Source organism: Vulcanococcus sp. (genome assembly GCF_044369115.1).
Classification (GTDB): Bacteria; Cyanobacteriota; Cyanobacteriia; order PCC-6307; family Cyanobiaceae; genus Vulcanococcus.
Genome location: NZ_JBIPMN010000002.1, coordinates 1 through 14,704 on the forward strand (window position 1 = coordinate 1; position 14,704 = coordinate 14,704).

Annotated in this window: 11 protein-coding genes and 2 pseudogenes; 5 read left to right on the forward strand and 8 right to left on the reverse strand. The window is 62.0% G+C overall.

Annotation, left to right across the window (positions count from 1 at the left end; all coding sequences use genetic code 11):
- The 4 genes from ACIQ2E_RS00200 to ACIQ2E_RS00215 form a co-directional block, all read left to right on the forward strand.
- Positions 1 to 533: hypothetical protein (locus ACIQ2E_RS00200; RefSeq protein ID WP_398324454.1), on the forward strand; the 533-nt coding region annotated here is incomplete at its 5' end.
- Positions 534 to 581: 48 nt separating this feature from the next.
- Positions 582 to 1,412, forward strand: coding sequence for a hypothetical protein (locus ACIQ2E_RS00205; protein WP_398324456.1), 831 nt, complete (start codon positions 582 to 584; stop codon positions 1,410 to 1,412).
- Positions 1,413 to 1,437: 25 nt separating this feature from the next.
- A complete protein-coding gene (locus ACIQ2E_RS00210; protein WP_398324459.1) occupies positions 1,438 to 2,787 on the forward strand; it encodes a right-handed parallel beta-helix repeat-containing protein in 1,350 nt (449 codons plus the stop codon).
- Positions 2,788 to 2,881: 94 nt separating this feature from the next.
- Positions 2,882 to 3,442: a hypothetical protein gene (locus ACIQ2E_RS00215; protein WP_398324460.1), complete on the forward strand. Its 561-nt coding sequence runs from the start codon at positions 2,882 to 2,884 to the stop codon at positions 3,440 to 3,442.
- A 4-nt stretch (positions 3,443 to 3,446) separates the two neighbouring features.
- Here ACIQ2E_RS00215 and ACIQ2E_RS00220 read toward each other — a convergent pair whose 3' ends face one another.
- The 5 genes from ACIQ2E_RS00220 to ACIQ2E_RS00240 form a co-directional block, all read right to left on the reverse strand.
- Entirely contained in the window at positions 3,447 to 3,653 is a 207-nt protein-coding gene (locus ACIQ2E_RS00220) for a hypothetical protein (protein WP_398324463.1), read from the reverse strand.
- 133 nt (positions 3,654 to 3,786) lie between these two features.
- Positions 3,787 to 4,164: a hypothetical protein gene (locus ACIQ2E_RS00225; RefSeq protein ID WP_398324465.1), complete on the reverse strand. Its 378-nt coding sequence runs from the start codon at positions 4,162 to 4,164 to the stop codon at positions 3,787 to 3,789.
- A gap of 164 nt (positions 4,165 to 4,328) precedes the next feature.
- Complete coding sequence (locus tag ACIQ2E_RS00230) at positions 4,329 to 5,948, reverse strand: HIRAN domain-containing protein (protein ID WP_398324468.1); 1,620 nt, start codon at positions 5,946 to 5,948, stop codon at positions 4,329 to 4,331.
- Positions 5,949 to 6,005: 57 nt separating this feature from the next.
- Entirely contained in the window at positions 6,006 to 8,723 is a 2,718-nt protein-coding gene (locus ACIQ2E_RS00235) for an AAA family ATPase (RefSeq protein ID WP_398324471.1), read from the reverse strand.
- 6 nt (positions 8,724 to 8,729) lie between these two features.
- Positions 8,730 to 9,911, reverse strand: coding sequence for an exonuclease SbcCD subunit D (locus tag ACIQ2E_RS00240; RefSeq protein WP_398324473.1), 1,182 nt, complete (start codon positions 9,909 to 9,911; stop codon positions 8,730 to 8,732).
- 132 nt (positions 9,912 to 10,043) lie between these two features.
- Between ACIQ2E_RS00240 and ACIQ2E_RS00245 the strand changes: the two genes are divergently transcribed.
- On the forward strand, positions 10,044 to 11,144 hold the full coding sequence (locus ACIQ2E_RS00245) for a hypothetical protein (RefSeq protein WP_398324476.1): 1,101 nt from the start codon (positions 10,044 to 10,046) through the stop codon (positions 11,142 to 11,144).
- Here ACIQ2E_RS00245 and ACIQ2E_RS00250 read toward each other — a convergent pair.
- The 3 genes and pseudogenes from ACIQ2E_RS00250 to ACIQ2E_RS00260 form a co-directional block, all read right to left on the reverse strand.
- Entirely contained in the window at positions 11,080 to 13,014 is a 1,935-nt protein-coding gene (locus ACIQ2E_RS00250) for a DEAD/DEAH box helicase (RefSeq protein WP_398324551.1), read from the reverse strand. The two genes, ACIQ2E_RS00245 and ACIQ2E_RS00250, sit on opposite strands and share 65 nt — an antisense overlap.
- 201 nt (positions 13,015 to 13,215) lie before the next feature.
- Positions 13,216 to 13,578 (reverse strand): annotated as a pseudogene (locus ACIQ2E_RS00255) (hypothetical protein); the annotation flags it as partial.
- Positions 13,476 to 14,657, reverse strand: a pseudogene (locus ACIQ2E_RS00260) (TM0106 family RecB-like putative nuclease); the annotation flags it as partial. The pseudogenes ACIQ2E_RS00255 and ACIQ2E_RS00260, both read right to left, overlap by 103 nt.
- Positions 14,658 to 14,704 lie beyond the last annotated feature (47 nt).

A 14,704-nucleotide genomic window follows, 5' to 3' on the forward strand; every position in this document is an offset into this window, starting at 1 on the left:
TCTGGGTGGAGCTGGTGCTCAACCCCCGCCAGACCCCACCCAATGCGGTGACGGTGAACTGGGGTGATGGCGCCGTGGAGACCAGCCCCTGGCTCGCCAGCAGCGGCAATGCCCACCTGCGCCATGGCTACAGCAGCCGCGGCGATTACACGATTACCGCAGAGCTGAGCGGTAGCGGCATCAGCGCATCGCTATTGGTGAGCCTGGCGGGCTGCGCAATCTGGCAGCCCGATCCAGCGCTGCCGCCTGGTGGCAACACACCTGAACCTGGCGCCCTGCAGCCCCTGATCCCAGGGGCAGGTCTGGTGGGCCAGAGCTACGACGGCAGCCGCTCACAGCAGTGGAGCCTGCGCAGCTGGGGCGGCGGCAGCAGCGCAGGTGGTGTGCCGCCCAGCGATGGCTCCAGCGACGCGTACCTACGGGCCGATGGCCTCTGGACCATCCCAACCGGCAGTGGCAGTGGTAGCGGCAGCCGCTGGTGGAGCGGCGACGGCCCGCCGGCGGATCTGCCGGAGGCACGGCCGGGTGACTAATACCTCGATAGCCGCAGCGGTGACTTTTACGTGCTGGAGGCCTGAGCCATGCCGTGGATCAAAGGCGGCAACCTCAAAGGCCCCACGGCGGTATCGGCGGACGGCGGCAACAGCTCTCGGCTGGGTAGCGATGGGCTGCTCTTCACACCGGCGCCTGCGGCCTATGCCCTGCCGATCGCAACCTCCAGCCGCCTCGGTGGGATCAAGATTGGCAGCGGCCTCTCGATCACAGCCGATGGACTGCTGTCGGCCAACGCTTCAGGCACCTACGTGCAGACAGCGGGAGACAACATGGCCGGCCCGCTGCGATTTTCGGTGGCGACCAACCCGTCCACCTTCAATGGCACCGATTGGTATGTCTACCAGAACAACGCCAAGACCCTGTTCCATGTGGCACCGGGCGGACCCAACATCGCCTTTGAAAACACCGGCCAGGTTCTTGCAAGCGCTGCCCCTACATCGGGCTCGCATCTCACCAACAAGACCTACGTCGACACATCGATCGCCAATATCCCCAGCGCTGATTTGAGCAGCTGCCTCAAAAAAGCAGGTGACAGCATGACCGGGCCGCTGCGATTCAGTGGTACGGGCTCGCCATCGACCTTTAACGGCACAGACTTTTACCTTTATCACTTCAACGGCAATCTGATCCTGAGGCCCCCGACGTCGGGTTCGATCCTCTTCAACGGTGATGGAACGATCTCAGCAGGAATGCCAACGGCAGAGCAGCATCTGATTCGAAAGGACTACGGCGACAGCCACTACGCCGCCAAGGCTCTTTTTGACGACTTGAGTGCAGCGGTAGTTGGGTTGAGCGCTGAGCTGGCGCTGCTGCGCGATCAGGTGAACCTGCTGGCAGCTGCCAGCCCACAGAGCTGATCACCAACTGAGAGCGCTAATTGCCATGCCTTGGATCAAGACCCAGAACATCACCGGTCCCCAAGGACCACAGGGGCCAACTGGGCCGTTCTCTCGCATCCCAGGCAGCGATCTGGATCTCTATGTCGCCCCAGATGGCAGCGACAGCGAGGGCGACGGCAGCCAGACCAACCCCTGGGCTACACCCCAGAGGGCAATGGAGGAGCTCTGGGGATTTTTGATTCCGCCAGATCGCACGGCGACCGTCCACATTGCTGATGGTGACTACACCTTGGTGGAGCCGTTGCGACTTGATCACCCCTCTGGCGCCCGGATCACCCTCAGCGGCGGCACGGTGAGCGGTAGCAAGCCCGATGCCACGCAGCTCAGCGGACTAAATGCCCAGGCCTACACACCGGAATCAGCTGCCGCCAATGAGGCGGTGCTCAAGGGCTACTACAACACCCGCCTCTGCTTCCCACAGACGACAGGGCTGCAGCTGCGATTGGGCAGCGGCATCACGCTGGAGAAGCTTCTGCTGATCGGCAGCCGTTCACAGGTTGGCGTTGAGCTGGCCAGCAATACCGCCATCAGTCTTGCCCCCAGCGGTGATTTTGCTCTGCACAACTGGAGCGCCGCGATTCAAGGCGCTGGCTCCTTCTCGAGCGGTGGCCTCTCGATCAGCAATTGCTATCAGGGTGTGTTTGCCAGTGCCGGCAATTCTTCTTTGATCGGTTGCTTGATCACGAACACCGAACGCGCCCTCAACCTCAAGGGTTCAGCGGTGCTTTTCGCTGCCGATTTACGCCTTCAATATGGCGACCGGGGCATCAGTGTGCTCGATGCTGCAAGCCTGGAGTGCTACAGCACAAGCCTGCAAAGCCTCAGCGGTGATGCGCTGGCGCTGCATGCGGGTCGTATCAGCGGTGGGCTGATGGTTGACACCGTCAAAACAGGTGTGCAGCTCTATGGCGGCAGCCTGAATTTGACCGCATCGCGCTTTAGTCACTGCTCAGATGCTGGATTGCGAATGACCGGAGGCAGCTTCTCAGGGTTCTCCAATGACATCACGGACACCCCGATTGGCGCCAGCGTGATGGAGGGTGCACTTCTGACGGTTGATCAACTGCGATTTGAGCGATGCTCCAACACTGCTCTGGTCGTGGATAACGCCCAGGCCTTGGTTTACGCCTCGCGCTTTATCGACTGCAATCAGGGGATTACCTGCAGAGGAGGACGGGTGAATGCCAAGTCAGCCTCGTTCTCAAATACCACAGGCCTCTGCCTGAACGCTAGCCGTGGAGGCTTTATTGACTACGAGAACGGTTCGTCATCAACACCAGCATCACCAGCCTTCAATACCAGTGGCAATGGCAACGCCTTCATCCTTCTGTAACGCCACCATCGGAAGGGGGCCGTTATGGCGCGCGATGGGCTGTGCCCTCGGCAATAGCTGCTGAACATGCGCCGGGCTGCAGGCCCGCCTCTCCATGGCCTGGATGCTGTCTGGTTCGCTGAAGGGGCCTCTGGGTGATCCCGGCGCCCAGGGCCCCCAAGGCGTACAGGGTCTGCCTGGCGCAGATGGGGCGCAGGGCCCCCAGGGAGCGGAGGGCCCCGCTGGTGCGCAGGGACCTGCAGGGCCGGAAGGAGTTCAGGGCCAGCAGGGTATCCAGGGTGCACCAGGCCTGGGCATCAACTTCCGCGGCCAGGTCGCAACAGAAGCCGAGCTGCCCGCCGATGCCGCCCAGGGCGATGCCTACATCGTGCAGGCGGATGACTCCTTCCGCGTCTGGGATGCCATCAGCAGCATCTGGGTGGATGGAGGCTCGATCCAGGGACCCCAGGGCATCGCCGGCCCGCAGGGACCGCAAGGCATCCAAGGGGAAGCCGGCCCCCAGGGCCTGCAGGGTGTGGAGGGACCAGCGGGAGCCCAGGGCAGCCGCGGCACCGGCTGGTTCACCGGTAGTGGCGCACCCACCACTGTGCCTGGAGCGATTCCGGGTGACCTGTATCTGGATCAGACCAGCGGTGATGTGTACGTGCTGAGCTGAGGCTTCAGAAGGGCAGCCGCAGCTCTTCCACCCACGAAAGCGCGGGCCGCCGGGGCTGGGCATCTTCTCGGCGGTCGATCTCGGCCTGCAGCAACCGGATCAGATGCTGATTGCCGGGATAGAAGATCTGTAGATCGAACAGAACTTCCTCAAGACCAGAGAAGGACCAGACGGAGAAATCGCGGGCCACGGTGAGCGCAGCGAAGGACACCGTAGAGCTGATGGAGGCTGTCAAGGCCGGACCACATCACGATGCGGAGCGTCAGCGCAGCCAACGAACACATCGGACCGCTTGTATGGCCTTGACAGCCGGAATCAGACTGAAGGTGCCGCAGCGGCGCGTTTCAACAACGCAGCTGAGTTGCTGATGCCTTCCGTGGATTGGCAGTAACAACCTGGATGCCGGGATGAGGGCTCCCGGCGGGGCCTGGGCAACAGGCCATCTGCAGCTGGCAGCGCTGCAGCAGCTCCTGCTGGGCCAGTAGCCGCTCATCGAGCTCATCGATGCGAGCCAGGCACTGCTGGATCACCGGGATCACCTCCTCCTCCAGGATCGTGATCTCCTCCTCGCCATAGGGCTGCTCGATCCAGGTGCGGCGCAGCGGCAGCCCCCGCCGCAGCTGCAGGATCCGCTCGATCGCCTTGAGGCTGGATTCGAGCAGCAGGAACGGATCCTCTTCTGGCCGGCAGAAGGGAGAAGCCGCAGCAGAGAGCATGGACATTGAATCGGCGCCGAGAGCGGCGCAGCGACGGGACCGATCCCAGCGGAGGCCTGACGCAGGAAGGCCTCAGACTGGAGAGGCCCGGAGCAAGCCCCACACCGACTCAGACGTGAGTCAAGGCCAAAGGGGTTCAACCGTTCGTTGTCCACTCTGACCGCGCGTCATCAGTGATTCGGATTAAACAGATGTTTGCCGCAATGGCCGATCACCACCTGTGCCAGGTGTTCGTCCCAGCAGAAGTGGATGCGGATGGTTCGGTTTTCGGAATCCTTGGCGCCAATTTTGAGGTGTTGCCACATCTCAACGGTTTTGCCTTGGTACGTGAATGTGCGTGCACGGCGTGCCTGGGTGTTGCTTTCGATCGTTTGCGACTCCCTTGGGGCATAGCTGCTGCCACCGAAGATTTGACCGGCGATCCGGTCGGGTGCGCCAGTCAGCTTCTGAGCGCGGTAGGCGGTGGCGAGGTTCCAGAGCAGCTCGAATAGCTGGTCACCATGTTCAAACCCCTTGGCTTGATCGGCTGAGCTCCAGGCACTCTCGAGCACAAGAAGGTGGCCGGGGCAGAGCTCTTCACTCACCAGTTCAAGGCATTGCCGCGGTTTGAGGCGTGCGGTTCCGGCAACGGAGCGCAGCCCACTCAACAGACGGTTGCGCAGCTCCTGTTCAGCAATCACAACGCCTGAGCCACCCCAAGTGGATTGGCTCAACTCACCAGCTGCTCCTGCAGGGGCAATTTGCTCGAAATAGTCAAGTTCCAGTCTGAGCGTCTCAAGCTCGTTGGTGCTCTGTTCGAGCTGATCCTCGAGGGCCTTGTTTTCAGCGAGAGCCAGTTGCAGCTCCTGCTCTTTGAGATCGAGCTTCTGACCCAGCTCACCCTCGACCGATTGCGCCAGTTCGATGGCTTGATCGCCTTGTGCCTGGGCCTTCTCGGCGCGCTGTTCCCAGGCGGCCTTGTTGAAATCAAACTCGCGCCTGAGGCGGCGCTCTTCGGCACGACTGGTTTCGAGCCGCTTGTTGATCTCCTCTTGCTTGTCCTCGAGCTCCTTGAGGCGTTCTTGCCGTTCGCGACCGCGTGTGGATTCACTGGGCACTCCAAAGAGCGAGCGGATCAGCTTCTCGACCTGCTCCGGGTCTTCTGGGGCCTTGCCGCTGCTGTCGGTGAGGCTGAGATACCAGGGGTAGTGGCGGCCGTCCTGGGCGGGGTAATAGCTGTAGCCGCACTTGCTGACGTCGTAGCTGGCGGCCAGCAGCTCCTGCAGTTCGCGAAAGGCGGTTTCGGTGCAACTGATCACGAGCCGCAGCTTGTCGGCTCCGGTGGTGCGATCAAAATCCCAGGCAAAGGTGCTCGTGACTCCGAGCTCCCGCAGGCGGCGGCTGGCCTTGGGAATGGGGATGGAAATCTGCAGCCGAAAAGCATCGCGGCGAGAGGTGGTGGTGAGTCCAGTCACCACCGCCTCCAGTCCCGTTGCTGCTTCTGGTACTTCAGCAGCGATCAACGCCGCCATGTCCTTCGGGATGTAGCCGATCCACTGCTCCTTCCAGAACACCTTGACGGCATTGGGATCCCACTCGTTGGTGGGCTCGTGCAGCAGGGTAAGTGAATCGCCAATGGCCAGACCCAGCCCCATCTTCTCGGTGGCGTGGTCGAGCTTGTAGGCCAGGAAGGTCTGCAGGATCTCGCCAGTGCTCTGCTGCTGGCGTCTGCGCCGTGCCGCCTGGCGCTCAGCACTGGCAGCCTGGTCGAGGTGCTGCAGCCGGCTGAACAGGTTGTCCTTGGGCGCCATGGCCCCAGCGCAACGATCCCTCCCAGGCTAAAGAAGCAGGCCAGCCTGGCTGCTGGCTTAGCTGCCGGCCAGCTCCACCACTTGATCCGCAAAGGAGCCATAGGCGTTGGGGTCACAGGTGAGCAGGATCACCTGCAGGCCCCGCTCCACGGCGGTGCCGAGCATGCGTTTCACCAGGTCGACCCGATCGGAGTCCGAGTTAGTGAAGGCGTCATCGAACACCAGAGGCAAGCAGCCGTCGTGGGCCTCCTTGAGCACATCTGCCATCGATAGCCGCAGGGCTGCCGCCAGCTGCTCCCGCATGCCGCCACTAAGGGCTTCAAAATCGTAGAACTCCTGGCCGCGCCGGAGTTGCAGGCCTTGGAAGCCTTTGCTCGGGTCATAGTCGAGGCGAGCGGCTTGGCCATCGGGCACCAGCGGCTTGAGGTAGTCGCCGATGGCGCGGGCCAGGGGTTCGCTGTAGCGACTGGACAGATCTGCCTGGGCTTCCTGGAACAGCTCCCGCAGCAGTTCGTGGGCTTTGGTGAGCCGCACGAGCTGACGGTGATCGGCCTCGGCGGTTTCCAACTGCAGGCGCGCTTGCTCCACTGCTGCGAAGGGGTCGTCGCTGCTGATCGTGTCGCAGCGTTGTTTGGCTGCACCGCGCTGATCCAGCAATTGCTCCTGCCTGTGCTGCAGGGCATCGATCGCGTCCTGCAGTCGCTGTTGCTCCGCTGCAGCGTCCTGGCTGCCAAGGGCTGCGCGATCGGCCTGCAACTGGCTCAGGTGCGCCTCCGCCTGCTGGCGTGCCTGCCCCTCAGAAGCCAGCTTGACGGCCACGGCCTCGCGGTTGCCCTGCTGGCTGATCAGCTGCTCCAGCCGCTGCCGGCGGTCGCTGAGTTCAGCGTGCACCACCTTGATCTCGCTCGCTTCGCTGATCCGCTGGTTCTGAAACTCCTGGAGGGCTGAACGGGCGGCGTCCAGCTCAGTGTCTGCTGCGCCCACGGCGGCGCTGGTGTGTTTGCTGGTGGCGTTGATCTGCTGCTGCAGGGCCTGCAGGCCACTGAGGGCCTGGGGTAGGGGCTGCTCCTGCTCCATCGCCAGGCGCACCGCCTCCAGCTCCTGCAGCTCGGCATCGAGGTCGGCGAGGCGCTGGCGCAGGGTGTCGTTCTGTCGCGTCAGCTCACCGAGATCGGCTGGTGCGGAACCCAACGCTGCCAGCTGCTGTTCCAGCCCGGTGCGCTGCTCCACGAGTTCCTCAGCCGCCGCCACGCTGGCGACCTGGAGGGCGCTGAGCCGCGTTGCCAGCTGCTCCTTGGCGTTCTGCACGGTGTGCTCCAGATCCTCGAGCGCCTGGCCACCACCAGGGGCGATCTCCAGAACCACGCCATCACCCACCTGCAGCTGGAACACCGAGCTGAGCCGTTGCGCATCGCCCACCTGCAAGGGTTGGCCATCGAGGCGAACGGGCTGGTCGGCCTTGAGGAGCTTCACCCCGGCGGCCATGGCCTCTTGTCGGGTCTGGGCGTCGCGCAGCTGTTGTTCCAGGCCGCGCAGCTCTTGCAGCGCTTGCTTGCTGATGCTGGGCAAGCCAGCCAGCTGCTGATCCAGGGACTGGCGCTGAGCGGTGTCCTGCTGCAGCTTGGTCAGCTCACTGGTGATCCGCTGCAGTGACTCGGCGGTGCTGGTGCGATCCACCAAGCGCAGCAACAGGTGCTGCCGCTGCTCCAGGCGTTTGCGCTGCTGGTTCAGGGTCTCAAGGCTCTTGCTGTGTTGCTGTTGAGCCGCCTCCAACGCCGCTTCCCGCGCCTGGGCCCCTGCGGCGTTGGCTTCCAGCGTCGTCAGCGAGGCTTGCTTCTCGTCGATCTGCGTTTGCAGATCATCCAGCTGCTGCAGCGTTTCGCGTGCGGCCTCATGGCGCAGCCGGATCGGCTCTACGGCCTTGTGCGCCAGTTCGATCGCGGCATCGAGGCGACCGGCCGCTTCCGCCCCCTCCAACAGACCTTTCTGGCGCTCCAACAGGGCTGGCAGTTCCTGGGATTGGAGGCGCTGTAACTCATCACAGAGATCACTCAGCTGCTCACTCGCCTCTTCGTAATCGCTGAGGCGAGACAGCGCCAGATCCAGCCGCGCCTGGGCAGTTGTGAGGGCTTCTTCGCGGGCAAACAAGGGCGAGTTCCTCTTGGTGCCTCTGCTGGTGAAGTTCTCAGCCAGCGCCGCCTCGATGCGCTGCTCCACGAGCTGGTCAAGGGCTGACTGTTGGACGGCAGCGCCGCCACTGCGCTCCAGCTGCAGGCGCAGCTGATCAAAGTCGTAGTTGCTTTTGCCGTTGGCGAGCGGATCGCCTCCCGAGAGCCCTTGCCGCACCCAGAGGTGGGCCCAGCGGCTGGGGAGCACCGTGCCTGCCTGTTTACTGCCGACAATCTCTCCAACGCCCAGCAGTTGAGCCAGCTTGTCTTCTGCGGCTGGCCCTGTGAGCGGCCTGCCCGTGCTCTCGGCCTGCAGGCTCACTTGGCCGGTGCTGCCGCTGAAGCGTTTGCGTAGGGACCAGGTATCGCCCTTGGCTTCAAAGCCGATCTGCACCGTGGGCTGACCCATGTGCAAGCGCGACTGCAGGGCTTCCACGGGCGCACCCGTGGCGGCTGCCTTGAGGAACAGCGCCCGGTGCAGCGCTTCCACCAGGGTGCTTTTGCCGGATTCATTGGGGCCACCGATCAGGGTGAGCCGGGGCGAGAAGTTGAGCTCCAGGTCGCCATGGAGACGCACGTTCTGGAGTTGGCAGTTGAGGAGACGCATGGCGATTCAGCGGGTGGTGGTGAAGCGAAAGAGTTCACAGAGGGCGGTGCGGATCCGGCTCGCTTCATCGGAGTCGGGATCGCTCTCACGGCCTAGGCGCTGCTGCAGCTGCTGGGCCACCTGGGCGATCAAGGGGTCTTCGCTGCGGGCGGTGAGCTGTTCGAGTTCGGCGGCTTCGGGGGACTGTTGGCACTCCCCTTTGATGCGTAGGCGCAGCAACTGGTTCTGCAAGTCGTTGAGCCGCTGCTGGTAGCGGCGATGGCCCGCGAGGCTGAGGCTGCCGCTCACCTCGAGGCGCAGCAGATCCCGGGCCACCCGGCCGGCGATGCAGTCCTGAAGTTGGCGATCAAAGCGATCGAGATCGCCATCGCCGCTGAAGCGCATCGTGAGGTTGTGCCATTGAATCCGGCCGGTGGTCTGCGGTGTCACGGCGGCTGGAGCGCCCCGCTGCAGATCCACCAGCAACACCTGGCCGCGCTGGTTGTCCTCTCCCTGATCAAAGCGATCGGGTTCGGGTGTGCCCGGGTACCAGGCCAGCTCGGACACCTGCTTGAGGTTGTGCCAGTCGCCCAGGGCGATGTAGTCGATCTGGGCGACTGGGAGCGCCGCCAGGTCGATCTGGTTGTTGGCGCCGGCCTGAGCCTCCTCATCGCCCTCATAGTTGCGCCCGCTAAAGCCATGCACACCGCCGTGGGCGAGCACGATGCGCGGCCGATCGGTGGGTAGGGAGCTCCAGTCGAGTCCACGCAACCACTGGGTGGGATCGGTGTTGTCCTGGTTGCGCAGCAGCGGACAGGGCAGCACCACCGCTGATTCGAGCACTAACGGCTGGCGCTCCAACAGCAACTGCAGGTTGGGTGCCTTGGTGCGCTGGTGGCGTTGAAAGTCGTCGCGGTGCCACACGCTGCCGGGGGCGCCGTGGTCGTGGTTGCCGGGAATCACCAGCACCGGCACCTCCATCTCGCCGATCAGCTCCAGCACCTCCAACACCGCGGTGGTGTCAGGCGTGGGTGAATCGAAGAGATCCCCTGCCACCAGCACCAGCTCGGCGTTCTGCAGCCGCACCACGTCACGGATGCGGCCAACAGCGTTGATGCGCTCCTGCTGCAGGCGGAAGCGCTTCTGCTCGTCGGCAACCGTGCCGTAGGGCTTGCCGATCTGCCAATCGGCGGTGTGAATCAGTCGCATCGGGGCTCGCTGGCCTGCTGGAGATCACTGTCCCACCCATCCTTGGGATGGAAAGCGTTTGTCATGCGAACGACGGGCAACCGGCCGGGACCCTGTGCATGCGATCAAGATTGAGACAGTCCAGGGCCGGCCATGTCCGTACCGACACCCCAGCAGCTCATCGAGCTGAACACTGCGCTGTTGTGCGACCCGGCTGCAATCGACGACCACACAGTGCTGTCATCCCTGGCCGAAGGGGATCCCAGCCTGCGATTTCTCTGCCCACTTGCCCGGGCATTGGTTCAGCTTGTTCACGCAAAATGTGATGCTGTCTCCGCGCAGGCGGCGCTGGACAGTTGCTGGCTGGTGGATGATTCAGCTGTCAACAGATCAGAAGACTGGGAGCCTGGTGACAATCAGGAAGTCGTCGAGTTGGTTGAGCACTGCCTGAATGTTGATTTTAAAGGGCAAACGATTCCATTGCTCTTTCACTCCGAAGCCGACCTGCTTTATTGTTCAGAGGAATACAAGGAGCATATCGTTGCTGCGACAATAGGGGATCTGCTTTCTGAGCAGGGTGACCTATCACTCGTCGCCTCTTCGCATCATCTCGTTGACTGGCTCACGCAGCATGCCGGTCCTCCAGTTGCGCGGCCGGAGGGAGAGGATGAGCCGCTGTGCTCGATTCGCTATCAACTCTGCAGGATTGGCGGCATTGAAGTTGAAGGCCCGGTAGTCGTGAACGGCTATCACGAGATCAGCATAGAAGGTCTTAATGATCTCTATCAGCAGCGGAGTGATGGCGAATCCTTCTGCTGGTTGCATGCTCTCGACGCTTCGCAAGCCGAGCAGTTGGACATAGCTGCTGCTGCGACTGCAGCATCAAACCCTCACGATAGCGTTACCCCTCAGGCCTATCCTTCATGGGTCTCGCCAGAAGTGGACGTTGAAGCCTGTTGGCTCTCAGCTGAGCAACTGCAGGAGAGCTACGCTTATGGACGACGGTTACGGCCGGGGAATCGGCCGATTCACTTAGAGCTGGGTTGTGGCTTGGACTGGGACCCAAGGCATGACAACGAGCAATGTCCTGATGAGGAGTTGAAAGAAGGGAATATGACGTTCCCTGATGGGCACGCACCTCTGATCAGTATTGCGATTGACTCAGAGGCGGGGAACATGCCCGATGAACTCAAACGACTGAGCCCCTACCTTCACAGGCTTGCGGAGATTGCATCAGTCGGCAAAGCCGATTGAGTTGCTCCACGTTGTTAATACTGTTGCTGATACCGGTGGCTAAATGGGGGGATCCAACCACGATGGACAAACACTGAGCGCGACTGATAGCCACATTGAGTCGGTGGGGGTCGAGCAGGAAGTCCAGGCCCCTGGGCGCCGACTCACCATCGCTTGCAGTCAGAGAATGGATGGCTACCGGTGCCTCCTGGCCCTGAAACTTATCGACAGTGCCGATGCGTGCCCTTTCTCCCAGCACCCGCTTGAGACGGTTCACTTGAATGTTGTAGGGGGCAGTAATCAGGATGTCGTTGGGGGCAATGACGCCGTCTTCGGTTGTCATCTGTCCGTTGCGCATCTCGACGCGCTGATAGGGCTTGCCGAGTAGCTGCTCCACCAACATGGCGATAGCCACCACCTCCTCATCGCTGCCGGTGCTGTTGCCCTTGTGTTCCACTGGCTTGAAGACCAGACCCTGATGCTGGCCGCTCCACAGAATTCGGTTGGCTTCGTTGGCGGAGCTTGCCTGCAGCTGCCCTTCGTAGAACAGCTCTGAGACCACGCCTGTCAGTACGGGGGGCATGCGCCAACTGGTGGCCAGGAACACACCGCGATCGGGTGGCACCACCGCCTGGCCTGACATCACGTACTCGAGGCAGCTGAGGCCGCTGTCGTCGGGGTGGGCTGCACGAATGGGTTGACTGAGCTGCTGTTGATCACCGACCACCAGGATGTTGCGGGCGCAACGGGCCATCGCCAGCAGGTTGGCCAAGGACACCTGGCCGGCTTCATCGATCACCAAGAGATCGAACGGCGCGTCATCGTGTTTGGCAAAAACAAAGACGGTGCCACCCACAACGTCCATCTCCGGGCGCAGCTGCTTTTGCAACGCACAGCACACAGCGCTATCCCGGAAGGCCTCTTCATCCTCAACACGGGCAGATGTGCCCATGCACTTCACAACCCTGGCTTTGCCACCAAGGCGATCAACTGCCTTTTGACACTGCTTTAACAGGTGATTAATCGCCGGATGACTGTTTGAGCTCACCGCGATACGAAGCCCCTGGGCCGTCAGTTGCGCGATCAGCTCAGCAGTGACGGTTGTCTTGCCACTACCTGGAGGCCCTTGCAGTGAAAGGGCCACGCCATTAGCATTGGCAAGGTAGCCAGCTAGATCAGAGGCGGTGCTCGCGGGATCGCGTCGGGTGCGCGCATTGATCGGCTCCAGCTCCGGCATCCGCCGCCGCTCCAGGAGATGCACCATGGCTGCAGGAAGATCCGCACCCTCCAGCCATCTCGCAGCCTGGGCTGCCAGATGGGGTCTGAGGTGTTGGCTGATATCTGGGGGGGACAACACCAAATCGCTCTGCTCGGGAATCGAGACCGAAAGACCGGCCTTTAGGCGTTTTTGTTCCCTGGACTCAGGCAGCTTCAGGATCACTAATCCAGCCTCCTCATCAAGGTCCGCGTCAAGCGAAATTCCCGCTTCAGTGAGATAAAGCGACAAACCAGCTCCATCGTTCAACTTGAGGGGCTGATCTCGATCAAAGCTGTAGGTCAGAAGCCGCTGGCGGCTTTTAGGAAGCTGTCTGGGTTCAACTCCTTCGAGCTTGGCTGCGACGATGACTTCGGGATCATCGAGCCGCTCTTCCGGGGGCAGCTCCAAGCGCGCGAAGAATTCCCACCACTCCACCTTGCGCTCCCGCACATGAAAGGGCAGCAGTTGGCTCAGCAGACGTTGGATGCGCAGGCTCAGGCCTCGAGGACCAGCGGCTTCATCTGCCTCGCCGAGGGCAAGCAAGCGGCTGTCCACCTCTCCTGGCTGGATGGGAGCGGGGGTGACGCGATGCTGTTCGGGCAGCTCTTCCAGCAGGGTCTGTGAAGAGCGCATCAATGACTCGATCACCTCTCGATTGGCCCTCGCGCGCGGCGATTCCTCGACCGCATCTTCGAGCGGAGCGCCATTCGCACTCGCATCGTCCATCTTGGATGCCGATGGAAACTCGAGCTGAAGCTTCCGATGTTGCTCAATCAGAAAGTCATGGAGGCGAGCTGTCGAAATGCAGTCGTCACGGTTGTAGAGCTCGATCGCTTGCAGGCGAGGACTGCCATGCGGCAGATCACCAGCGATGGAAGGCTCGCCTGAGCGCAGCCACTCGGCGTATTGCACCACAGAATCTGCAGCTGTCTCAACATCACCTTCTCGCGGAGGCTGATACAGGCGCTCCACCTTCTTGATCGAATAGCTCTCGGCTCCCAGGAGCAGGCCTTGGCGCGCCACTGGTCCATCAATGGTTCGTGGATTTGATGCAAGGCCGCCAGATTCCCGAGGGCCGTTTTCTCGTAGCTGGCGTAGTGGTAGACGTGAAGGTTGGGATGCCGTAAGCGGCGTTGTTCTATCCACTGGACAAAGCTGTCGAAGGCCTGCTTTTCCTCCGCCATGTTGTGCGCCCACCAGGGCATGAACTTCAAGTCACCTGCGGGATCGCGATAGCAGGCACCAAAGAGATACTCGAGCTTCTTGCGCCTAATCGGATCGGGATAGCCCTCCATATCAAACCAGATATCGCCTTCATCTGGGCTGGGAAGCAGGGCAAGGCCGCGCCCTTGCTCTTCGATGAGCCGCATCCGGAAGGCTGGCCTTTCATCATCTGCTCTGGTCTCCAACTGGATGGCGGCCTGCTCGCGTAAACGTTGAAGGATGTCGGAGTTCACGCCTGGTACGCGGCTCTGCTCTGGCAGTGCAGCGAGCTGCTCAATGGTGTGAATGCCGGCTCTCTTGAGCTTGTCGCGCTGACTCCCGCTTAAACCTGCAACGAGGATCACATCTCTCTTCTTCTTTAGGCGTTCCTCAATAAACGGCTCCCATTGGCCGTGATCCCCAGGCTCATCGTCTGGTTCCTGGCTGGAATCAAAGGCGGCGCGGAAGTTGCGGTAGCGCTGGCGCAGCTGTTCGTACCAGCTCCAGAAGCGCTCCACTGGGTAGCCGTGCTCCCCCAACTCAAAGCGACGCCCTCCGAGGTAAAGCTTGAAGTGCTCGGGCCGCTCACCCAGGATTGGCTCCAGCAGTTCGCAGTAGGCGCAGGCCTGCACGAGGTAGATGGGCTTGGGGTGGCTGGAGAGCTTGCATTCGATCGGGATGTAGCTCCAATCCCCGAGAGCTGATGGTTTCTCGATGCGTTCGAGAAGGTCTGCCCAGCCGCGAATCTCTGCGTTTTTCAGGGCTGCCTGGTGGATGTACTGCCGGCCTTGGCGCATCGCGTCTTTGGTCTTGGCGTAGTCCTCCTCTTGCGGCGGGCCTTCCTTCTCAACCGGCTGATGGCGGTAAACGTCTTTGCCCTCAGCCTCCAGCCACTCCAGCAACACCTCCTCGTGTTGATGGCCCTGCTTGAACAGCAGATCATCCAGAGGGGTCGTCTCAGGCCGTTGCTCCTTGAACAAGCCTTGGGCCTTCAGCTCTTCCCACCAGGCGCCAATCACGGGGCTGCGGCTGAACAGGGCGAGTTGGGTGGGGGTAATCAGGCGTTCGGCCATGGAACTGAGGGGTGGGGGTTCTCTGGGGTCTGATGACGACCAGCCTG